This window comes from Desulfonatronum sp. SC1 (assembly GCF_003046795.1).
Taxonomy (GTDB): Bacteria; Desulfobacterota; Desulfovibrionia; order Desulfovibrionales; family Desulfonatronaceae; genus Desulfonatronum.
This window is the reverse complement of record NZ_PZKN01000012.1, coordinates 92967-114530: the sequence shown is the minus strand read 5'-3', so window position 1 is coordinate 114530 and position 21564 is coordinate 92967. Positions and strand designations below refer to the sequence as shown.

17 protein-coding genes are annotated in these 21564 nt (G+C 60.9%); 11 read left to right on the top strand and 6 right to left on the bottom strand.

All coding sequences use genetic code 11. The features are described from left to right. The 10 genes from C6366_RS08660 to C6366_RS08615 form a co-directional block, all read left to right on the top strand. The coding region (locus C6366_RS08660) for a branched-chain amino acid ABC transporter permease (RefSeq protein ID WP_146164802.1) at window positions 1–994 on the top strand (994 nt) is incomplete at its 5' end. Continuing rightward, a complete protein-coding gene (locus C6366_RS08655; RefSeq protein ID WP_107737062.1) occupies window positions 981–1319 on the top strand; it encodes a type II toxin-antitoxin system MqsA family antitoxin in 339 nt (112 codons plus the stop codon). The genes C6366_RS08660 and C6366_RS08655, both read left to right, overlap by 14 nt. A 37-nt stretch (window positions 1320–1356) precedes the next feature. After that, window positions 1357–2127 (top strand): ABC transporter ATP-binding protein, encoded by a 771-nt coding sequence (locus C6366_RS08650; protein ID WP_107737079.1) that lies wholly within the window; start codon window positions 1357–1359, stop codon window positions 2125–2127. Window positions 2128–2143: 16 nt separating this feature from the next. Then, entirely contained in the window at window positions 2144–2878 is a 735-nt protein-coding gene (locus tag C6366_RS08645; RefSeq protein ID WP_107737061.1) for an ABC transporter ATP-binding protein, read from the top strand. Between the two features lie 90 nt (window positions 2879–2968). Beyond that, window positions 2969–4315: a phenylacetate--CoA ligase family protein gene (locus C6366_RS08640; RefSeq protein WP_107737059.1), complete on the top strand. Its 1347-nt coding sequence runs from the start codon at window positions 2969–2971 to the stop codon at window positions 4313–4315. Between the two features lie 13 nt (window positions 4316–4328). Beyond that, the gene (locus C6366_RS08635; protein ID WP_158269705.1) at window positions 4329–6488 is read left to right on the top strand and encodes an alpha-amylase/4-alpha-glucanotransferase domain-containing protein; all 2160 of its coding nucleotides are present in this window, start codon (window positions 4329–4331) and stop codon (window positions 6486–6488) included. Window positions 6489–6542: 54 nt separating this feature from the next. After that, the gene (gene sfsA, locus C6366_RS08630; protein WP_107737055.1) at window positions 6543–7244 is read left to right on the top strand and encodes a DNA/RNA nuclease SfsA; all 702 of its coding nucleotides are present in this window, start codon (window positions 6543–6545) and stop codon (window positions 7242–7244) included. Between the two features lie 19 nt (window positions 7245–7263). Continuing rightward, window positions 7264–7665, top strand: coding sequence for a cupin domain-containing protein (locus C6366_RS08625; protein WP_233248438.1), 402 nt, complete (start codon window positions 7264–7266; stop codon window positions 7663–7665). Between the two features lie 76 nt (window positions 7666–7741). Further along, a complete protein-coding gene (locus C6366_RS08620; protein WP_107737053.1) occupies window positions 7742–9487 on the top strand; it encodes a DEAD/DEAH box helicase in 1746 nt (581 codons plus the stop codon). 232 nt (window positions 9488–9719) lie between these two features. Beyond that, entirely contained in the window at window positions 9720–10055 is a 336-nt protein-coding gene (locus C6366_RS08615) for a cupin domain-containing protein (protein ID WP_107737051.1), read from the top strand. An 89-nt stretch (window positions 10056–10144) separates the two neighbouring features. Here C6366_RS08615 and C6366_RS19570 read toward each other — a convergent pair whose 3' ends face one another. The 6 genes from C6366_RS19570 to C6366_RS08585 all read right to left on the bottom strand — a co-directional run bounded on the left by C6366_RS19570 (window position 10145) and on the right by C6366_RS08585 (window position 21203). Continuing rightward, window positions 10145–10321 (bottom strand): hypothetical protein, encoded by a 177-nt coding sequence (locus C6366_RS19570; RefSeq protein ID WP_158269704.1) that lies wholly within the window; start codon window positions 10319–10321, stop codon window positions 10145–10147. A 529-nt stretch (window positions 10322–10850) separates the two neighbouring features. After that, window positions 10851–12002, bottom strand: coding sequence for a PQQ-binding-like beta-propeller repeat protein (locus C6366_RS08605; protein ID WP_107737048.1), 1152 nt, complete (start codon window positions 12000–12002; stop codon window positions 10851–10853). Window positions 12003–12275: 273 nt separating this feature from the next. Then, complete coding sequence (locus C6366_RS08600; protein ID WP_199221468.1) at window positions 12276–12956, bottom strand: hypothetical protein; 681 nt, start codon at window positions 12954–12956, stop codon at window positions 12276–12278. A gap of 115 nt (window positions 12957–13071) precedes the next feature. After that, window positions 13072–13332 carry an OmpA family protein gene (locus C6366_RS08595; RefSeq protein WP_255412089.1) on the bottom strand — a complete coding sequence of 87 codons (261 nt, stop codon included), beginning with the start codon at window positions 13330–13332 and terminating at the stop codon, window positions 13072–13074. A gap of 327 nt (window positions 13333–13659) precedes the next feature. Continuing rightward, window positions 13660–16071, bottom strand: a complete 2412-nt coding sequence (pbpC, locus tag C6366_RS08590; protein WP_146164801.1) for a penicillin-binding protein 1C — start codon at window positions 16069–16071, stop codon at window positions 13660–13662. Further along, window positions 16068–21203 (bottom strand): alpha-2-macroglobulin, encoded by a 5136-nt coding sequence (locus C6366_RS08585; RefSeq protein WP_158269702.1) that lies wholly within the window; start codon window positions 21201–21203, stop codon window positions 16068–16070. The genes pbpC and C6366_RS08585 overlap by 4 nt, the downstream gene beginning before the upstream one ends. On the opposite strand from C6366_RS08585, the gene C6366_RS19565 reads away from it, so the two are divergent. Further along, on the top strand, window positions 21202–21444 hold the full coding sequence (locus C6366_RS19565; RefSeq protein ID WP_158269701.1) for a hypothetical protein: 243 nt from the start codon (window positions 21202–21204) through the stop codon (window positions 21442–21444). The genes C6366_RS08585 and C6366_RS19565 overlap by 2 nt on opposite strands. The last annotated feature ends 120 nt before the right edge of the window (window positions 21445–21564 follow it).

Sequence of the window (21564 nt, the reverse complement as noted above, 5' to 3'; positions counted from 1 at the left end):
ACGAGGGGGAGGTGGGGCGCGGTTGGCGGCTTGGACGCCGTATGCGGCCCTGGCTCTGGCAGTGCTGGCAACGCCCTGGGTGGTTGCGGACACGTATTTACTCTCTTTGGGCAGCCTTATCGGGGTGTTCGCCTTGGCCGTGACCGGCCTGAACCTGCTCATCGGCATGGCCGGGCAGGTTTCCCTGGGTCAGGCCGCTTTTTTCGGCCTGGGGGCCTACGGATCAGGTATTCTCAGCGTCCATTTCGGGCTCCCGGTGGGAGCGGCCATGCTCGTGGCCGTGGCCGTCGCCTGCCTCGTGGCCCTGGTTCTGGCCGTGCCCACGCTCAAACTGGAAGGCCATTATCTGGTCATGGCCACCCTGGGCTTCAACATCATTTTCACCATCGTCTGCATTCAGTGGGAATCCTTGACCGGGGGGACATCCGGACTGTTCGGCATTCCCGGCATGGAGCTGGCCGGGCTGAACCTGAGCGACGACCGCAATTTTTTCTATCTGGTCTGGGCCGTCTTGTTGCTGGTACTCTGGCTGTGCGCCAATTTCCTGCGCACCCGTCCGGGCCGGGCCTTGCGCAGCCTGCACCAGGGTGATCTGTTGCCGGCCTCCCTGGGCGTCCCGGTGACCCGCTACAAGGTCGGCCTGTTCGTGGCCGCGGCCCTGCTCACCGCCATGGCCGGAGCCTTGTACGCCCACTATTTCCAGTTCATCAGTCCGCACAGCTTCGACATGTTCGTCTCCCTGCAACTGGTGACCATGACCGCCCTGGGCGGCCTGGGCAACCTCTGGGGCGGCATCTTCGGCGCGGCCTTCCTGCTCCTGCTCCCGGAATGGCTCCACGCCTGGCCTGACCTGATGATCCTGCTCCACGGCCTGATTTTGATGCTGGTCCTGATGTTTTTTCCCAAGGGGCTCTTGCCTGCGGTCGGGGAGGGAATGAAGCGGATTGTGGGAGTCATGGTGAAGCCTTGGAGGCAACGCAATGAGAAAATGTAATTGTCATTTTTGTGGTTCTCCGGATTATGACCAAAGAAAGGTTGATTATTTATATTCGTATAAAGAGAAAACACTCCTTGTACCGAATACTCCTGTTGACGTATGTGTAAAGTGCGGCATGTTTTATTATGATGCGATTATTTTAAAGGCCATTGAAAAGTTTTTTTTTGCTGTTTATGCAAAAAATATAGATATATACGAAGACACTATAGAGCTTCTTGGGTATGGAAAGCAGTTTGGCATGAAAGGCTCTACGGATGAATGGATGCGCGAAATGCGTGACGGGGAAGAAAATGATACGGTGTGCTGTAGAGACACACCTTGATTGGTCCCTGAAACCAGATTTATCAATATAGACTTTCATGAGCGACAACGAATCATACCTCCTCTCTCTGCGCGACATCTCCCTGCGTTTCGGTGGGTTGCAGGCGCTTTCGGATATTACCGTGGGCGTGTCCTCGGGGTTGTGGACGGCGCTGATCGGACCCAATGGGGCTGGGAAGACGTCGCTTTTGAACGTGATCTGCGGGCTGTACGCGGCTCAGCGCGGGGAGGTGGTTCTGGGCGGGCGGCCTTTGGACGGGCTGGGCGTGCATCAGCGGGCCGCGCTGGGTTTGGCCCGGACGTTTCAGGCCGTGCAACTCGTGCTGGAGATGCACGTTCTGGACAACCTGCTCCTGGGGCTGCATTGTCGCGGTCAGGTTGGATTGTTGGGCCATTTGCTGGGCAGCCCTGGCAGTCGGCGGGAGGAGCGGGCCTTGCGGGATACGGGCCTGGCCGTGCTGGAACGCTACGATTTGGCCGAAGTCTGGGACCGGCCTGTGAGCGAGCTGTCCCTGTGGCAGCGCAAGCTCCTGGAACTGGCCCGGGCCGTGGTCGGCGAGCCCCGGCTGCTGCTTCTGGACGAGCCCATGGGCGGGCTGACCATGGCCGAGCGGGAGGCCATGGCCGAACTGCTGCACGATCTGCGCGGCGGCGGCCTGAGCATGATCATGGTGGAGCACGACATGGACATGGTCATGACCCATACGGATCACGTCATGGTGCTGCATCACGGTCGGTTGCTGGCTCAGGGGCCGCCGCGGGAGATTCAAGCCGACCCGGACGTGATCGCGGCCTACCTTGGGGAGTAGGGGGGAATAGGGGAACATGCTGCGCATTCGCAATGTGAGCGCCGGATATGCCGGGATCGCCGTGCTGCACGGGGTCAGTCTGCACGTGGGTCAGGGCGAGACGGTCTGTCTTGTGGGGGCCAACGGAGCGGGAAAAAGCACCCTGTTGCAGGTGGTCAGCGGGTTGATCCGTCCTTTTTCAGGCGAACTGCGGTTCGAGGACGCGGACCTGACGACCCTGCCGCCTCACCGGATCGTGGCCGCTGGTCTGGTTCAGGTTCCGGAAGCCCGGGAACTGTTTCCGTCCATGACCGTGCGGGAGAACCTGGACCTGGGGGCCTTCGCCCTGCGCCGGGCGGCTCAGGCGGAGATTCGGGCCAATCGCGCCAGGTTGCTGGAGCTGTTTCCGGTTCTGGGGCAGCGCCTGGAGCAGAAGGCCGGCACCTTGAGCGGCGGCGAGCAGCAGATGCTGGCCATTGCCCGTGCCCTGATGGCCAAGCCCCGGTTGCTGATCCTTGACGAACCGTCCCTGGGGTTGGCACCCCTGGTGATCAAGGAGATTTTCCGGACCTTGACGGAACTGCGACAGGAAGGCCTGACTATCCTGCTGGTGGAGCAGAACGCTCTGGCGGCCATGCGCATCAGCGACCGGGCCTACGTCCTGCAGGCCGGAAGGATGCTGCTCAGCGGCACGTCCGAGGAACTGCAAGGCAACGACGATTTTCGCCGGGCGTACCTGGGCCGGGACTACAAGGCAAAATGGGAGCGCTGAGGGAAGGATGAAGGGTGAAGGCGGAAGGTTGATGGCTGATGAGGGGCGGTGGTTTTTGTTGGTTTGAGTCGGTGAGTTTGGAGTCTGGATATGGAACATGCCATTTGGAATCCGCAAGCGGAATGCATGGATCGGGAGAACCTGGCGCAGGTCCAGCTGGAACGCGTGCAGATGACCCTCAATCTGGTTGCCCGGAACGTGGATTTTTACGCCAAAAGATTTCGGGAGATCGGGCTGCTGCCCGAGGATGTCCGGGAAGTGGGCGACCTGGCCGGGCTTCCGTTCACGACACGGGACGACCTGATCCGGGCCTACCCCTACGGCCTGTTCGCCGTGCCGCTGCGCAACGTGGTTCAGTTGCGGCTGGCCGCTTCCAGCGTCGAACCCATCGTGGTGGGCTATACGCGGCAGGACTTGCGGATGTGGACCGAGCTGATGTGCCGGGCCATGACCGCGGCCGGCGCGGGCCGAACGGACATCATTCAGGTGGCCTTTCACTACAGCCAGTTTCCCGGAGCCTTCACCTTCAATCAGGGCGCGGAATCCCTGGGCGCGGTGCTCACCCCGGCGGCCACGGTGTCCGGGGCCTTGCAGATCAAGATGATGCGGGACTTCCGCTCCACCGTGCTGGCCAGCACCCCGGCCTTTGCCTTGAGCCTGATCAAGACGCTTCAGGACGCGCAAAGCCGGACACCGGCCGAAGGCCCAGGCCAAGGGGAAAGCGGCTCCGGGCTGCATCTGCGGGTGGGCCTGTTCGGGCCGGAGGCGCTGCAACCCCAGGTGCGCGGGCTGCTGGAGCGCGGCCTGGGGCTACGGGCGTATACGGTCTACGGCGTGGCGGAAATGATCGAGCCGGCCCTGGCCGCGGAATGCGTCCAGCAAAGCGGCATGCACCTGGCCGAGGACCATTTTTACGTGGAGATCGTGGACCCGGAAACCGGCCAGCCACGCGCCCCCGGCGAGGAAGGCGAGGTGGTGGTGACCAGCCTGACCACCCAGGGCTATCCGCTGATTCGTTTCCGGACCGGGGACATTAGTCGGCTGCACTTGGCGGCCTGCCCCTGCGGAAGAAACTCGGCCCGGCTGTCCCCGGTTTTCCGGCGCAGCGACGACGCGGTTTCGGTTCGCGGCATCCGGGTCCATCCCGGACTGGTGGAGCAGGTGATCCGGGATATGGCCCCGGAGTCCTCGGATTTTCGGTTGGTGATTCAAACGGTGCACGGGTTGGGCGACCAGGTGGAACTGGTCCTGGCCCATCCCGAGGACGGCCCGCTGTCCGGGGCGACCCTGGAGATACTGCGCGCTCAACTTCGCCGCGTTCTGGGCCTCGGCCTGCGTCTGCGCCAAGTTCCGGTCAATCGCCTGCCTCTGGCCGGATTGACCTACAAGACCACGTTTCAGGAGCGGGAAACTCCGGCTTCCGAGCTGCCGTTTTAGAGGAATGCGTTTCATGCCCAAATCCCCCGTGTATTTCTCCCTGGTGCTGCATTTTCATCAGCCCGTGGGCAATTTCGATCATGTTTTCGCCAATGCCTACGATTTGGCCTACAAACCGCTGTTGGATCACCTGTGGGACTATCCGGATATCCGAGTCGGGCTGCATTTTTCCGGTTGTCTGCTGGACTGGCTGCTGGAGCATCGGCCCGCGGTGCATGAACAGGTGGGCCGACTGGTCAAGCGCGGGCAGGTGGAGATTCTGGCAGGCGGGTATTACGAGCCCGTGCTGCCCATGCTCCGGCCCGAGGATGCCCAGGGTCAGGTGCGGATGCACATCCGAGCCATGGAAGACCTTTGGTCCGTCACGCCCACCGGGCTTTGGCTGACCGAGCGGGTCTGGGAGCCGCACCTGCCGTCCTGGCTGGCACCCCTGGGCCTCCGCTACAGTTTGGTGGACGACAACCACCTGCACAGGGCCGGGGTGCGCTGCCTGGTCGGAACCTGGCTGACCGAGGACTGCGGCCATCCCTTGCGCCTCCTGGTCAATCTCAAGCCGCTGCGCCGGTTGATCCCCTGGCAGCCTCTGGACGCGGTCTGGACCATGCTGGGCGATCTGGCCGAGCTGGGTCGGAACCAGGGCATCGCGCCTTTGGCCTGCCTGGGCGACGACGCCGAGCGGTTCGGACTGTGGCCCAGAACCCACGAGCATTGCTGGGAACAGGGCTATATGCGCCGCTTTTTCGACGGGTTGCTGGAGCGGCGGGACTGGATCAAGACGGTCACTCCGGCCGAGTACATGGAGCGTCACGCGGACCAGGGCCGAGTCTACCTGCCCACGGCCTCTTATCTGGAAATGATGGACTGGGCCATGCCCACCCAGGAGGCCGCGACCCTGGGAACCTATCGCCGGGCCTGCGAGACCCAGGATATTTCCCGGTTTCTGTCCGGCGGGTTCTGGCGCAACTTTCTGGTCAAATATCCGGAAGTGAACTGGCTGCAGAAGCGGGGGCTTGACCTTTCCAGGGCCCTGGACGGTTTGGCCGCTGAGCGGGGCGAGGACGCGGCCGTGGAGTCGGGCCGCAAGCGGGTCTGGGCCAGCCAGTGCAACTGCGCCTACTGGCACGGGGTTTTCGGTGGGGTCTACCTGACCCATCTGCGTCAAGCCAATGCCAGCAATCTCCTGGCGGCCCAGGAAGAGTCCGGCCTGTGGCCCTCTCCCCACTGGTCCGTCCGGGACGTGGACGTGGACGGACGCGAGGAAGTGCATGCGCGGTTCGGTCCCTGGCAGCTCTTTCTGAGCCCGGCCAACGGGGCCGCGGCCAAGGAGCTGGACTACCTGCCCAAGCGCCTGAATTTGGCCACGGCCTTTGCCCGGCATCCCGAACCGTATCATCAGGCCCTGCGGGAAGCCGCGGAAAAAGGCGAGGTGATCACGCCGGACCATCCGCAATGGAAGGAGTTTTTCCATATCCACTCCGCGGAAGTGCGGGCCAAGGAGCCGGGGCTGGAACGGTTACTGGACTATGACCGGTTCGACCATATGCCCTTCGCGGATTATCTCCTGCCCGACGAGACCAGTCTTGATGATCTGACTCACGGACGCTTCCAGCCCTTGGCCAGCTCCTGGCAAACGGCCATGACCTGGGAGATTCAAGGACTGAAGGAGGGGATGGAGGCGGCGTTTACGGGCCGGATGGCTTTTACAGAAAACTCCTTCGACAAGCCGGTAGGAGACCCTTCGCGAGGACTGGACGTAGAGAAGTCCTTTCGGTTGTTCACGGACCGGGTGGAGGTGGATTACCGGATTACGGCTTGCGGGGGTGATGTCCGAAACGCGATCTGGGCCACGGAACTGGCCTTGGGTCTGACTTCGCGGTGTACCGGACGATCCCATGGCAATGGCGGCGGGGAAGAGGAAAAAGACCTCGAACAGTCCTGGAGTTTCGTTGCTCTCGCGGACGTGACCTTTGCCTGTCCCTATTCCCAGGGACGGTTTCTGGTGGAGGTCAGCCCGGAGGCCACGTTGCGCCATGTTCCGCTGTGGGCCGTGACCAAGTCCGAAAGCGGCTTCGAGCGCACCCCCCAGGGTTCGGCGTTCTATTTCTGTCGTCCGCTGCGGCTGACTTCCGGCGGGGAAGAGCGCTTCCGGCTGACGTTGCGGTTCGTCGAGTAGGGGCTTGCCCTTCTTGCCTGTCTCCATGCGCCACGTTGTGCCGAGGTTGCCGGAATGCTGCTCCCCCAGCCTTTGATCACCGGTGTTTTGATTCGGCGCTACAAGCGCTTCCTGGCGGACGTCCGGCTGGAGAGCGGCGAGGTGGTCACGGCGCACACCCCGAACACAGGGTCCATGCTCGGGTGTTCGAGTCCGGGGAGCCGGGTTTGGTTGAGCCGGGCGGAAAACCCCAAACGCAAATATCCCTGGACCTGGGAGTTGACCGAGACCGAGTCCGGCGTGCTGGTGGGCATCCATACCGGAAGGAGCAACGGTCTGGTCTGGGAGGCCCTGGCCGAGGGCAAGGCCGCTGAACTGGCCGGTTACCGACCGGTGCGCCGGGAGGTCGTGGTGGAGAATGGACGGCTCGACATGCTGCTGGAAAACGCCGAAGATCGGGCTTGCTATGTGGAGGTCAAGAACGTCACAGCGGTGGATGAGCAGGGCACCGCGATCTTTCCGGACGCCGTGAGCGTCAGGGCCTCCCGGCATCTGGAAACCCTGGCCGAACTGGTCGTCAAGGGACACCGGGCCGTGATCTTTTTCTGCGTCCAGCGCGGTGATGCCCGCCGACTGTCCCCGGCGGACGTCATTGATCCCGTCTACGGCCAAACCCTTCGCCGAGTGTCCGCCCTGGGCGTGGAGGCGTTGGCTTGGCGGGCGGACGTTTCACAGCGGGCCATCGTCCTGGAAACGCCTTTGCCCGTGGTTTGTTGAATACGATGACGGAGGACGGATGACGACGACAACGCCCTTGACGTACAAGGGCTCCATGATGGACGAATACTTTTTCGAGGAACGCTGTTTTATCAGCGAATGGTGGAACTCCGACCGGGACGAGGACGTGTCCGTGGCCCGGGCCCGTGTCCTGCCCGGCGTCACGACCCGCTTGCACCGTCTGCGCGGCATCATGGAGCGGTACATCATTCTCGAAGGCCAGGGCTTGGTGGAAATCGACGGGCGGCCTGCCGACACCGTGAAGCCCGGAGACGTGGTCCTGATTCCCCCCGGCGTTTCTCAACGCATCAGTAATCCCGGCATTTCTGACCTGCTTTTTCTGGTCGTGTGCACGCCTCGATTCGTCCCCGAGGCCTACGAGGATATGGAAAGCCTGGACGGCGTCGAAGCGGATCAATGATCCCTCGACCATTTTTAATATCTCAAGCAATAGCGACCACGGCTCCCAAGCCAAGAACCCAAAAGGAATACTGACCATGACAATCGAACGTTTTGAAGAACTGAATCTATCCGAGGAAACACTGAAGGCCATTCAGGACATGGGGTTTGAGGAGCCGTCGCCCATTCAGGCCTTGGCCATCCCCATGCTGATGCAGGGACGGGACGTCATCGGCCAGGCCCAGACCGGAACGGGGAAAACCGTGGCCTTCGGCATCCCGGTTTTGGAAAAGGTTGACCCCACGAGTCGGGACATCCAGGGCATCGTGCTCTGTCCGACCCGGGAACTGGCCATCCAGGTGGCCGAGGAGCTGAACACCCTGGCCAAATACCGCAAAGGGGTCACCGTGCTTCCGGTCTACGGAGGGCAGCCCATCGATCGGCAGATCCGGGTGCTGCGCCAGGGGGCGCAGGTGATCATCGGCACCCCGGGCCGGGTCATGGACCATATGGACCGGGGGACCATCAAGCTGGACAAGGTCCGGATCGCGGTCCTGGACGAGGCGGACGAGATGCTGGACATGGGTTTCCGGGAAGACATCGAGCTGATCCTTCAGACCGTGCCCGCCAATCGACAGACCGTGCTCTTCTCCGCGACCATGCCCTCGGAGATTTTGCGCCTAGCGGATACGTATCAGACGGACCGGCTGCTGGCCAAGGTATCCCAGAAAGTGCTCACCGTGCCGAACGTCGAGCAGTTTTTCTACGAGGTGCCCCGAGGCTCGCGGCTGGAGGCCATGTGCCGGATCATCGATGTGTTCAACCCCAAGCTGAGCATCGTCTTTTCCAATACCAAGCGGGGCGTGGATCAGATCGTGGAGCACCTTCAGGCCCGGGGGTACATGTCCGAGGGGCTGCACGGGGACATGAACCAGGTGCAGCGCGACCGGGTGATGGGCAAGTTCCGGTCGGGCAGCGTGGAGATTCTGGTAGCCACGGACGTGGCCGCCAGGGGCATCGACGTGGACGACGTGGAAGCGGTCTTTAATTTCGATATTCCCAGCGACGTGGAATACTACGTCCACCGTATCGGGCGCACGGGCCGGGCCGGACGGACCGGAAGGGCCTTCACCTTCGCCTCGGGCCGGGAGTTCTACAAGCTGCGGGACATCCAGCGGTTCACCAAGGCCAAGATGGTTCAGCGCAGCGTACCCAGCGTGGGAGACGTGGAACAGGCCAAAACCGATAAGTTCCTGAGCGGCATCCGGGAGAGCATGGCTCAAGGCGGATTGGAAAAACAGGTAAGAGTGGTTGAGCACTTTTTGGAGAACGAACAGGTCTCTTCCCTGGACATGGCCGCGGCGATGCTGAAAATACTCATGGGACCGCCCAGGAAGGAACAGGAGGATGCGCTGCTGTTCAACGAGCCGTCCCGCGGTCGGTCCGGTGATCGGGATCAGGACCGGAATCGTCCTGGCCCCGGATTCCGGGAGAGCGGGCCGCAGCAGGGCATGACCCGGCTGATGCTCAACGTCGGTCGCAATCAACAGGTGGAAGTGCGGGACGTGGTCGGGGCCATTGCCGGGGAAACAGGCCTCTCCGGAAGGCAGATCGGCAAGATCGTGATGCAGGACAGCCGCTGCTTCGTGGAAGTCCCCACGGAATTCGCCAAGGACGTGGTGCGGGTGATGGACGGGAACCAGATTCGGGGGCTGCGGATCGAGGTCAAGGAGGTTTCGGACGGCGGACGAGCGGACGATGACCAGCGCCCCATGCGCAAACGACCCGCCACGGTCCGTCCGTTCCGGGCCAAGCGGCCCAGCTCGCAAGGCTGGGACAGATAACACTACAGCGAAATTTTGCTGAAACTCGTGAAAATGCCGAGGGCAAGGTGCCGTTGTCCCCAAGGTTTCCCGTGCTTTTCAGTGTGTTCCGTGGGCCAATCTTGGGGCGTATTGCCGATCAAGGCATGAAGGTTCACTGTAGTGAAAAGCGCGGCCGGGGCAAAATTATCAGCCGTCGTCCGATGCAAACCAGTTGAACCACCTAGGTATGGGGCGTTATGAAGGAGCAACAATGCCCACTCTCTTTCCATATCCGATCCGAAACCTGCCGCGGGCCGACATCCCGCTCGCGGGCATCACGGCCTACTTGTCCCAGGCCAAGAACCACCAGGTAATATTCATGGAGTTTGAAAACGACGTGGATCTTCCGGAGCATGCGCATGCGGCGCAAATCGGATTCGTTCTTCGCGGGAGGATTGAGTTGACCATTGACGGAGTCAAAACCGAATATTGCCAGGGGGATGTTTATTACATTCCGGAAAACGTCAGCCACTCGGGGAAAATTTATGCCGGATACGCGGACATCACTTTTTTCAATGAGGCAGACCGGTATATAGTGAAGACCTGAGACGTGGGCGGGTTTGCGATTGTTCGACCGTTGGAGTCGAGCAGTGCCGGATGCTCATATCTGCACAATTACTGTTGGTTTCAAACAAATCAATTGCATCTGTTGGGATGCAGGTTCCTGGAGCCTATGGCCTTGTAGCGGGTGCTGTGGTCAAACGGCTTTCCCTCCGTCGCGTGTTCCAGGACGTACTTTTCCAGGGTATCCGGGTCGGTTATTTCCTTCAGGGCGACCCTGGCTAAATGCTCCTGCCCGCTGAGTTTGGCCACAGCGTTGGAGGCCTTGTCGCTCCTGGCCTGAAGTGCTGTCTGCAGCAGTTTCCCCTTTCGCTCCTCAAATGATGAGCACCCGGAAAGGACAAGAATCAAGCCCGCGCAAAGCGCCCCGAACAAGACCAAGCAGTAACGCGACCTGTCTGAAACGTGTTTCTACTTGTAGAAAGATGATGGTTGAATTTTGGTTGAAAACAGGTTGTTATTGTTTCATTATGCCGCGAAAAGACATTTTGTTTTTTGCAAGGACATCATTCATTGTGGTGATGTAATAGGAGACGATCAGGTAATCAGTATACAAATACAGAGGTTGTGGATCAAGCATGCGAGGTCCCTCTTCATGGAGAGTATCCTGGGTTCATGGCATTTCGTAATCCATTTTCATGTAATGAGGAAGCTGTTCAAGTATTTTTGTGACCAGATAACGGATATCGAACAAGAGATTAATATCTCATACGTAATGTGAGTTGCTTATTGAAATCGCAATAAAATGTTTCATTAATATGAAATAATGCAGTTTATTGTCTCATAATTTACCATTATTTAAAATATTGCCTCTGAATTTCGACCAAGTTTTTTGCAGAATGCCATTGGAATTTACCTTGAGAGCATTTATATAGCCATCGTCTGTGCCAAAATACATTATTCCATCATTGCTAATACTAGGGGATGAATAAAGTGCATCTGTCAAGCCGTATTTGTCTACTAACTCGCCATTAATGTCTAAAGCATAAATCCAACCATCATCAGATCCAATATATATAATTTCATTTTCCCCTACTATAGGAGTAGAACGTATCCAGCTTTCTGTGCGATACTTCCAATTTATTAAACCGTCTTTGTTTAGCGAGTATAAATTATTATCATATGATCCAATATAGATATCACCGTTTTTCCCTATTACAGGAGAAGATCTTAGTGATGATCTTAAATATGTTTTCCATCTTAATACTCCATCTTTATCGTTTGAATATATCCAACCATCTTCTGTACCATAATATACATTTCCATAATTATCGATAGCAGGAGATCCTGGAACTTCACCAGTACATTCATATATCCATTTGATTTTTCCATCAAAAGAAACAGAATAGAATTTATTTCCCTCATCTGTGCCAAAATATATAGAGCCATTTTCTTCATCAATTGACGGTGATGATCTAATCCATCCTTTTACCAATAATTTCCATTTTACCTCTCCATTAGGGGAAAATGCATAAAAATAGCCATCTTTAGATCCAATGTAGATTGTTCCATTAGAATCTATCGCTGGTGAGCACCAAACATATCCTCCCAATTTGTATTTCCATTTTTGATTCCCATTGTCATCAACCGCATAAATATACCCATTTTTTGAACCAAAATAAATTGTTTTATCTTGTGATATGGCAGGTGAAGAATATATTTCATTCCCGGCTTTAAATTTCCATCGCAATGTTCCATCACTATTCAATGCATATAGAAATCCATCATCTGACCCACTATAAATAATATTATCTTCACTGATTGCAACAGATGAATAAACATCTGAGCCTGTTAAATACTGCCATATTAATCTGTTATCTTTTTCATGCCGTATTGTTTTTCCTCCTATCGCGGATTGCCAGTCCGCGTTTTTCATGCAACTGCTGAGTATGGTAAAACAAATAACCACAAGAGTAAGCAATATTTTTTTCATAACACGATAATCTCTAATTTCTTATATGATGGTCTGATCTAGTACAGGATATTTTCAGCATAGAATTTGTAAAACGAAATTATTGCATGTCAGTTCACCAACTAAATTGTAATAAATTCATATTGAGTCAGCAGTAGCCTTGAAAACAGGCGATGTGTACCATGAAGAGTATCCGAGCCATTATCAGGATGCTATGGGAAGACAAATCCAAGCATCACCTGCTTTGCCAAGATCGACGCAAAAGCTGCGAGTAGAGTGGGGTGTATGCATTTGTTAGCTGATTTGATTCAAATATTGCTCTATTTTTGTGACTCTGTCGATTCTTTTACGTCTTTTATTAACATTGAGTGACAGATGTAATGGAGGCACTTTTATTATTAAACCTTTCCAATTCACTTCTTCCAGATTGGCCAGTGCGGATGGGCCACAGTCGATTGGTTCTGGATTATCTAATATATCTTGCGGATCAGAAGCAATATCTATCCTTGCATGTCGGAAGATTACTCCAAAGTCTTTTGTTAACCACCCATTTGTGTCGACTATTGGCTCAATCAGGTAATCAGAGAACATGTCACTGATTTTGTAAACATCTGAAGAATCAATCATTATGTCAACATCGTGAGGATTTAATGGGATACCTCTTACGCAAACCGCGCAACTACCGGTCAACCACCAGTTAATATCCTTATTCTCTAGCTCTTTTGCAAAATCAAATAGAGCAATATCCCAAGGAATAGGTTTGAAATACCCCAATTGATCAAACATGTCCTGTGCATGATCATAATAGTATTTCATTATCTTATCCAGATATTTTGTGTTTTTGGGAAATCGTTTCGTGTAGCTGCTGCTTTCTTGGGAGTAAAAACAAATTTTCAATACACTTTCGTATTTCTTGTGGAATTCGGAGACACGAAACACCACGGCATCATTCTCTTCTTCAAATGAGATTTTCATTTTTCCTTTTATCAGGCTTTATGCGTAAGCCATTTAATAGTGTTATTATTCTGAACTCTCAAAAAATCGATCCCCTGATTACCAAGAAAAAACTGACATTATTACTGTCATACGTTCAGTCTCTCCCGGAATCCTTGACGAGTTCCACCCGCCGGTTCAGGGCACGGCCGTCTTCATCATCATTGGGGGCTACCGGGGCCAGGAAGCCAACTCCGGCACTCTTCAGCCTGGTCCCATCCAAACCGTATCTGTCGGTCAGTTCCTGGGACGCTGCCTGGGCGCGTTTGCGGATCAAATACATGTTGTAGTCGAATCCGCCGACACTGTCCATGTGCCCAACCACATACAGTATGAGGTCCGCGTCAGTCCGAAGCAGCTTGGCGATTCATCTTCAGATGAGCAGTTCGATCCGTGGGAGGGACAATAATCACTTCGCGACGACTCAGCAAATGGAACTGCTCAAAAGCATTTGCGTAGTGATGAGATTATCCTGCTTGTCTCCGATTCCGAAAGCGTTCCCAATTCCTGATAAATGAGAACAGGATTACCATGGTGTGCAGAGCCGCCGCGTGCAGCGCGATGCCGTGAAGTTCGTCGTTGACCCGCATCCGGGTCCCCGACCAGCAGCATCACCACAGCATGAAGAATCACCTTGAGGACATGCCGCGGTAGCAACCCGAAAAGTCGGGTATGGGGAAAAGCCTCACCGCTCCAGCACTCTGAAGGAAACCTGTTCGAATTTCCCGGCTTGGTCCATAACTGCCAATCGCTGTTCGCCCGGGCCAGGCGCGGACAGGGTCCAGTGGTGTTCCGGACCCTGGCCCGAGGTCTGGCCCTGCCAGATGCCGTTGAGAAACCAGTGGGCCTCGCCCTGGACTCCGATGGCGGACAGGTGCAGGTCGGGCATTGAGGACCGGCTCGGCAGGGGGCTGAGTACGGCGTTGGGCTGGATGCCTTGCACCAGCAGCCTTCCGCGGGGTGATTCGGGCCGGGCCTGGAGCGGGTCGAAGCGCGGCAGGAGGCTGGCCCGCTGCCAGCGTTCGGGCAGCCAGGGCTCCAGGGTGGGCGGCCAGAGCTGGATGGTTTGCGGTTCCCTGGCGGCAGAGCCGTGGTCGGCATCCGGGCTGCTCCGCGCCTGCTGGCGTAGGGTTTCCCCGGGTGCCAGCAGGGGGTCGCGCAGGGTTGGCGGGGCGGTTTGGTCAATGAGCCAGGCCTGGCGGCGGCGATGGCAGTCTTCCGGGGATTGGAGCGAGGCCAGGGTGCCCTGGGGCCAGCAGATGGCCGCGGACATGACATTCGCGGGCCGTGGCGGCGGCTGCCAGCTTTCCGGGGGCAGCAGGAGCAGCAGGCGGTGCAGCAGGGGCACGGCCGAGACGCGGCCGGTGTTGTGGGCCAGGGCCGCGCCGTCGGGCCGACCGATCCACACGGCCACGGTATGGGTCGCCGTGACGGCCACGGCCCAGGCGTCGCGATGGCCGAAGCTGGTGCCGGTCTTGTGGGCCACGGTGGGCAGGCGGGTGCGGGTCAGGCGGTGCAACTCGCCGGACTGCTCCAGGGGAACGCGCAGGACGTGGTGGATGATCCAGGCCGCTTCCGGGGACATCAGCCGACGCTCCGCAAGCGGCTCATCCGGCGTGAACCTGATCCGGCCGGCCATGCCGTCCCGACCCAGGGCGGCATAGACCCCGGCCAGATGATCCAGGCGCACCCCGACCCCGCCCAGGGCCATGGACAGGTTGGGCTGGGCGCGGGCCGGCAGCCGGACATCCAGGCCGGCATGCTGCAACCGGGCGAACCAGCGGCCAGGCCCGAGTTCAGCCAGAATCTGTACAGCGGGCACGTTCAGGGAGCGTTGCAGGGCTTCGCTCAGGCTGACCGGCCCCAGGAAACGGGCGTCGAAATTCTGGGGGCGGTAGCCGTCAAAGGCCAGGGGGGCGTCCAGGAGCAGGGATTCGGCATGCACTAGGCCCTCGTCCAGGGCCAGCCCGTAGATGAACGGCTTCAGCGCGCTGCCCGGCGAGCGCACGGCCTGGACCATGTCCACGAACCCAGCGCTGGTCTCGTCGCCGTAGCGGGCCGCGCCGATATAGGCCAGCACGGCAAGGTCGGCGTTGTTTACGATCAGGGCCGCGGCCGAGGTCCCGGGCGGAAAACCGCTGATGTGGTCCGCGGCCAGATCCTGGACAGCGGCCTGCAAGCCGCTGTCCACGAAGGTGGCGATCACCGTCCGATCCGGATGCGCGGCCCGCAGCCTGTCCGCCAGCAGAGGGGCCAGCAGGGGCCGGGCCTCGAACCCGGCCAGGACCGGCTCCATGCGGGCCTCGTCGATCTCCCGGGCCGACCATTGCCCGGTTCGGGCCAGGCGCTGGAGCACCTTGTCCCGGGCCTGCACGGCCCGTTCCGGGTGGCGGTCCGGGCGCAAGGCGCTGGGCCGCTGGGGCAGCACGGCCAGCAGCGCGGCCTCGGCATGGGTCAGGCTGGAGGCGGGCTTTTCCAGATAGGCGTAGCTGGCCGCCTGCACCCCTTCCAGGGTTCCGCCAAAGGGCGCGTGGTTCAGGTACAGGGTTAGGATTTCGTCCTTGGAGAACCGACGCTCCAGCTGCAAAGCCCGGAACATCTGTCCGGTCTTTCCCGCAAGGCTGCGGGGATGGGGGTGGAGAATGCGGGCCACCTGCATGGTCAGGGTGGAGCCGCCGGACACGACCCGCCCGTACCGGCCCCACTGCCCAAGGGCCCGCAGCAGGGCCAGGGGATTGACCCCGGGATGATGGAAGAACCAGCGGTCCTCGTAGGCCAGCAGGGCAGTCAGGTACAAGGGCGAGACGTCCTCCGGCGCGACCGGATAGCGCCACACGCCGTCGGCGTCCGGAAAGGCCCGCAGGGGTCGGCCCTGGGCGTCGGCGACCAACTGGGCAAAATCCCGGCCCTGCTCCTCGGGCAGACGCAAGGGCAAGGCCGCGTCCAGCATCAGAAACAAGGCCAGGGACAGATTCCAAAGCACGGCGCAGATCAGGGCCGCGAACAGGCCCAAGGACAGGCCCAAGGACAGGCCCAAGGGCAGGCCCAGGAAAAGGGGGTGGCGGGTGCGTGGCAGCATGGCTGGGTTACGGTTCAATCTCCCGGCACTCCCCGCTCCCTGACGGTCGCCACGCCCGGAGTACCTCCTACCGCCCGCAGCATGGGCCGGTACATGTCCTCCACCTGGGTCGGGGGTACGGTAAAGCGTCCGGGGGTTACGGCTCGGGCCAGGTAGAACAGCTCGGCCGTTTCGCGGCCCGCTAGGGCCACCGCGGCCACGTAGCGGTCGTCCCGGAATTCCTGGTGGGCCAGCCGTGTTTGCTGCATCCAGTCCTGCACCTGGCGGCCTTCCACCACGACCTGGTCAAAAGAAGTGGCCCCGGTCAGGGCCGGGTTGTCCAGTTCCAGGCCGGCAGGCAGGAAGTCAGCTACCAGGACGTCCGGCAGCGCGGCTCCCGTCGCGGACCGCACCCTGATCCGGGTCAGAACCCAGTCTCCGCTGGCCAGGTTCTTCAGGGACAGGGGCTCGCCTTGCAGGTCGTAGTATTGTCGATCCACCTCGATTCCCTGGCTCCGCGCAGGCGGGGTTTGGGCGGGATAGCCCTGTACGACCCCGGAGACGTAGAGCGGGCCGTTACTGGTATTGATCAGTTCCAGTCGCGCCGGCCAGGTTCCGGCCGACCAGTGATCCGACCATTGCCGTTCAGCCGAGACAGGCAAATTGATGTGAACGTCCGTCGTCGCATGGGGCGGGACCACCAACAGCTCCGCGGTCCATGGGTCGCCGCCGCGCTGCTCCAGAAGCAGGGCCAGCCGGTACAGGACCATGCGCTCCTGGGTGGACAGCCATTGCTGATCGCGCAGGGCTTGCTGCAAGGGGAAGATCAGATTCCAGGGCTGCACGGCCCGCTGATCGGGCTGGGCCAGCAGGCGGCTCTCCTGGCTGAGCAGGAGGGTCCAGGCCAGATCCCGTACCGGGGAGCCGTAATCCCCGCCATAAACGGGCCGCACGTCCGTCCAGGCCAGGGCCTTTTGCCAGGCCTCCCCGGCCCGGCGCACGTCGCCCAGCCGCTCCAGGGCCAGGGCCAACTGGGCCAGGGGCAAGGGGGATCGGGCCGCGTCGGCGTGCCGGTCGTAGATCTGGCGCACCGCGGACAGTCTGGCCTGACCGGCCCCGGACAAGACCAAAGCCGCATAGGCCCGGTAGGCCAGGCGATAGTGTTCCGGGGCTTCGCTGTGCCAGCGGCCCTCGCCCGGAATCCCCTGTTCGGCTCCCACATACCGGCCAAGACGCTGCAAGGCCTTGTCCAGCATTTCCGGATTGACGGCATGGCCGTGATCCCGGGCCGTCAAGAGCAGGTCAGCGGCGTACGCCGTCAGCCAGTGCGCCTCCTCCCTGTCGTTGCGCCATGCGCCGAAACCGCCGTCGTAACGCTGCATCCCGGCAATGCGTCCAATGCCCTGTTCCACGGTTTGCCGCACGACCTGGGCCCGGTCTTTGGCCAGGGCGTGGTCCGGATGCAGGGCAACGTAGCGCCGCCAGTCCTCGTCCCTACCCAGGAGGAAGGGCCACAGTCGGCTGGCCGTCTGCTCCAGGCAGCCGTAGGGGTACTCCACCAGATGCTGGAATTGGTCGTCCAGATCCAGGGGCGGGATGGACGAAATGACCAGTCGCCCCTGCAGGGTGTTCAGCTGGAGGTCCGCGGCCAGGGACTCGGCGGAAGCCTCGGTCCGGTCGTGCAGAACCAGCCCTTGCCCGGCCGGAACCATCCAGCGGCGTACGTGGCGCTGGGCCGGATAGGGCGGCCGCAGGCCCAGGGACCAGGTCCGGTCCATGAGGATTTCCGGCTCTTGGCCGTCGCGGCTGCGCAGGTTCAGGCGCAGCTCGCCCCGGCCTTGGGTTGAATCCTGGCCCTGGGTCTGGCTCGCCTGGACCGGAAGATGCATTCGGGTCCGTCCGGAGGCCTCCAGGGTGATCACCTCCGTGACCCGGTTTGCTCCCAGGGCCGCGTCGCCTTCCAGGGTCACTTCCAGTTCCCGGGCCTCGGGCAGCAGGTTCTGGATGTCCCACACGGCATCGATGCGATCCCCCAGGGCCAGGAACCGGGGCAGATTGATTTCGGCCACCACGGGCGCGGCCACCCTGACCGGGCGCTCGGCGCTGCCGACCCGTTGATCATCGAAGGCCACGGCCATCAGGCGCACCTCGCCGTTGAACCAGGGCAGATCCAGGGGGATTTCGGCCCGTCCGTCGTTATCCAGAAGCACCTTGCCGGAAAACAGGGCCACCACCTGGACCTCGCTCAAGGGCGCGTCCCCGCCCCGGGCCAGGTCCGCGTCGCCGCCGAAGCGCTGACGCGCGGCCTCGGCCCGGCTGATCTCCACCAGGTCGCCGTAGGTGTCGCGTAGCGCCGGACTGTAGCTCCGGGGCCCGAAAAACCAGGCCAAAGGGTCAGGGGGCGCAAACCCGGTCAGGCTCAAAATGCCCGCATCCACCGCGGCCAGGGTCACGGCCACGGTATCGCCCATATCCTTTTTTGTCAGCGGGGCCTGAACCTGGACGACCACGTTCAGCCGCGTATCCGGCAGAACCTGGTCCGGCGCGTCAATGGTCAACCGCAAATCCCGTGAGGACCGGTCCAGGGGCAGGTGGCGCAGGCCCCAGGCCCGCCGCGGCATGCGCTGCTCCGTTTCGGACTGGGTGCGCTGGCCGGGCCGTAGCACCAGGGCCGTGGCGTATAAGTCGTGCCGGTCCCAGGAGGGCGAGACTGGGATGCGGATATCGGCCCGGCCGTCCCGGACCTGGGCCGTGCCCTGCCAGAGCAGGGTCGGGCCTTCCACCGTGACCAGGGCATGGCCGTCAAAAGGCGCTTCCAGGGTCAAGCCGGCCATATCGTCCGGGCCATAGGCCGAGGCGTCCCAGTGCAGGGCAACCTGTTCGGGTCGCGCCCCCTGGTCGTCCTGGTCCCCGTCCCAGCGCCAGCCGGCAAAAAAACGGTGCGCGGCCAGGAGCCGACCCTGGACGTCGCGCAGCTCCAGACGGTACCGCCCGTACTCCACCGGCACGTCCAGGCTGGCCCGTTCTCCGTCGGCCCAGCCCAGTACCCGGGCGTAAACGGTCTGCTCCTCCTCGCTTTCCTGGCGGCGCCAGCCGTCATCGCCCCAGCGCCAGTAGTGGTCCTGGTCCTCCCGGATCAGCTCGGCCCGGACCATGTCCAGGCCCAGCAGGCGGTCCTCGGGGTCCACGTGGATCAGTTCGAAACCGGCTTGACCGTGGGGATCGGCAATGGGGCCGGTCCAGAGCGGCCGCAGCCCCACCAGGGTCGGACTCGGCCAGAGCACCCTTTGCCAGGATCGGGTCACGGGCCGCCCCCCGGATTCAAACAGGCTGACAATGGCCTGGAGCTGGATCGGACGATCCGTTTCAGCCCAGTGGTTGGGCAGTTCCAGGACGGTCCGACCGGACTCGTCCAGGATCTGGACAGGTAGTTCCAGGGTCTCATCCGGCCCCGGCGAGGCCGGACCGAACAGGAAATCGGCAAACCTGGCGGACAGCTTGCGTGCGCCGGAAACCCGCAGGGTGGTTTCCACGCGGTTGCCCGCGGCCGGCGCGCCCCACAGGTATTCGCCGTGGATCTCCAGGGTCGGGACCATGGACAACATGGGTGACTGGGCCAGATCCTGGGCCAAATCCTGGGCCTGATCCTGGGCCAGGCCGTCCGCCAAATCGTCCCTCAGTATCAGGCGCATCCGTTCAGGCAGGAAATCTTCCACATGCACGGGATAGGTGAAGGTGTCGCCGTTACCCAGGGTGGCCTGGAACCGCCATCTGCCGGTCAGGGCGTCGCCGGGCAGGGCCACCTGCGCGGTGGAGAAGCCCTGGTCGTCCCCCTGCCAGGCAAAGGTGCGGTAGGTCCGGCCATCCGGGCGGGTCAGGACAAGCTGGACCGGCTGGTCGGCAATGCGTCGGCCGTCGTGATCCCGGAGCAGGGCGTTGAGGATCATGGTTTCCCCAGGCCGGTAGATGTCCCGCGGGGCGTAGAGAAACAGTTCCTGGGGTCGCTGGGGCCGGGCGGGCAGGGTGAACTCGGTCAGATCCAGGGCCGGCCGTTTCAGGGAGACCATGGCCAACTGGCTGCCCATGCGGGCCAGGACCAGGGCGGCCTCGGGCTCCACGCCCTGAAACAGGGCCGCGCCCTGGTCGTCGCTGCGCACCTCGCGCAGCACCGTGCCGTGCGCGTCCAGCAGTTGGACCCGCACCCCGGACCGGGCCTCGGCGCTGGTCAGCCCGTGGACCCAGGCCAGGGTCTGGGTCTCGTACCGGCGCACGTGCAGGCCCAGGTCGCTGACCGTGAACCAGGTGGACTGGTACTGCCAGGGATAATCCCCGGCCGCCTTGAGCACGGCCATCCAGACCCCGGCCTCGGCCAGGGGCGGCAGGCTGCGCAGCGGCAGCAGTCGGCGCACCCGGTGGTTGGCCGGGGCGTCCAGGTCGAACCGCCCGCTATAGCGCAGGTCGGCGATCTCCCGCAGATTCTGGATGTCAGACACGTGGCCGCCCAGGGGCTTGGCCGCGAAGGAGCTGAGATGCTCCGCGCGTACCTGCCACAAGTCCAGATCCACCGCGGCCACGTTGGTTGCCTCGACCTCCAGGCCGTCGGTCAGTTCCGGAGAAAATTGGGCACCTCGGCTGGTGAAGCGGACCGCCGGAGGCAGGGCCGCGCTGGTCACCCACTGTTCTTGGTCCCGGTCCAACTCGCTGCCGGTGAGCGCTTTCACCCCCCTGGACACCCGCACCTGGTAGCGGGCTTCGGGTTCGATGAACGGAAACAGGGCCACGGCACCGGACGGATCAAGCAGCCAGCCCCCGGCCACGGGTTGCCCCGCGCTGTCCAGCACGTCCAGATGCCGCTCCAGGATCGTATCCGGGTCCAGGGGCACGGAAAAGGACACGGCCAAAGCAGGCTCCCCGTTCCATTCCCGCTCGCCGATGCCCAGCACCTCGAAGGGCGTCCGGGCAAAGTCCCGTCGGGCCTGTTCCAGGTCCAGGGCCAAGTCCAGGGCCGGGGCTGGCTGGGGCTGAGCCGATTCCATCGCGGCCAGGCCGTCCGCTCCGCTCTGTTGGCCCGAGCCAGGTTGCTGCTGCTCGGCGCAGCCGGGCAAGAGCAGGGTCAGGAACAGGAGGCAAAACAGAAGCGGCAGGAGCAAAACGGGGCGGAACGGGATCATGGCTGTTCTCCTGGAATGGCCACGGCCAGAGGCCGGGTTCAGGGTTCGGATCGCACCAGGCGCGGGCCCGGGTCCGGGTGGGCGCTGTCCGGGGCGAACCAGTATGCCCAGGCAGTGGGATGCAGGCTGGAAGTTCATCTTGTCCCGGATGTCGGAGCAGCTTCTGACTCCGGTGGACGTCAGGGTTCTGACTGATGTGGAGGATTCGCCATGGAACACGAATACACCCCCGAACATGTGATGGAAATCGGCAAGGAACTCCACGAAGCCTTCATGGCTGGAGTGGATTTGACGATATACCGTCCAGATACGATCTGGAAGAGGTTTTGTCCAGATACGGCATCGAGGAACGCCTGTCCGG

Excerpts from the sequence above, each read along its gene's own strand:
- C6366_RS08655 (WP_107737062.1), top strand. The coding sequence starts at position 981 with ATGAGAAAATGTAATTGTCATTTTTGTGGTTCTCCGGATTATGACCAA.
- C6366_RS08650 (WP_107737079.1), top strand. The coding sequence starts at position 1,357 with ATGAGCGACAACGAATCATACCTCCTCTCTCTGCGCGACATCTCCCTG.
- C6366_RS08645 (WP_107737061.1), top strand. The coding sequence starts at position 2,144 with ATGCTGCGCATTCGCAATGTGAGCGCCGGATATGCCGGGATCGCCGTG.
- C6366_RS08640 (WP_107737059.1), top strand. The coding sequence starts at position 2,969 with ATGGAACATGCCATTTGGAATCCGCAAGCGGAATGCATGGATCGGGAG.
- C6366_RS08635 (WP_158269705.1), top strand. The coding sequence starts at position 4,329 with ATGCCCAAATCCCCCGTGTATTTCTCCCTGGTGCTGCATTTTCATCAG.
- sfsA (WP_107737055.1), top strand. The coding sequence starts at position 6,543 with ATGCTGCTCCCCCAGCCTTTGATCACCGGTGTTTTGATTCGGCGCTAC.
- C6366_RS08625 (WP_233248438.1), top strand. The coding sequence starts at position 7,264 with ATGACGACGACAACGCCCTTGACGTACAAGGGCTCCATGATGGACGAA.
- C6366_RS08620 (WP_107737053.1), top strand. The coding sequence starts at position 7,742 with ATGACAATCGAACGTTTTGAAGAACTGAATCTATCCGAGGAAACACTG.
- C6366_RS08615 (WP_107737051.1), top strand. The coding sequence starts at position 9,720 with ATGCCCACTCTCTTTCCATATCCGATCCGAAACCTGCCGCGGGCCGAC.
- C6366_RS08605 (WP_107737048.1), bottom strand. The coding sequence starts at position 12,002 with ATGAAAAAAATATTGCTTACTCTTGTGGTTATTTGTTTTACCATACTC.
- C6366_RS08600 (WP_199221468.1), bottom strand. The coding sequence starts at position 12,956 with ATGAAAATCTCATTTGAAGAAGAGAATGATGCCGTGGTGTTTCGTGTC.
- C6366_RS19565 (WP_158269701.1), top strand. The coding sequence starts at position 21,202 with ATGGCTGTTCTCCTGGAATGGCCACGGCCAGAGGCCGGGTTCAGGGTT.
- C6366_RS08585 (WP_158269702.1), bottom strand. The coding sequence starts at position 21,203 with ATGATCCCGTTCCGCCCCGTTTTGCTCCTGCCGCTTCTGTTTTGCCTC.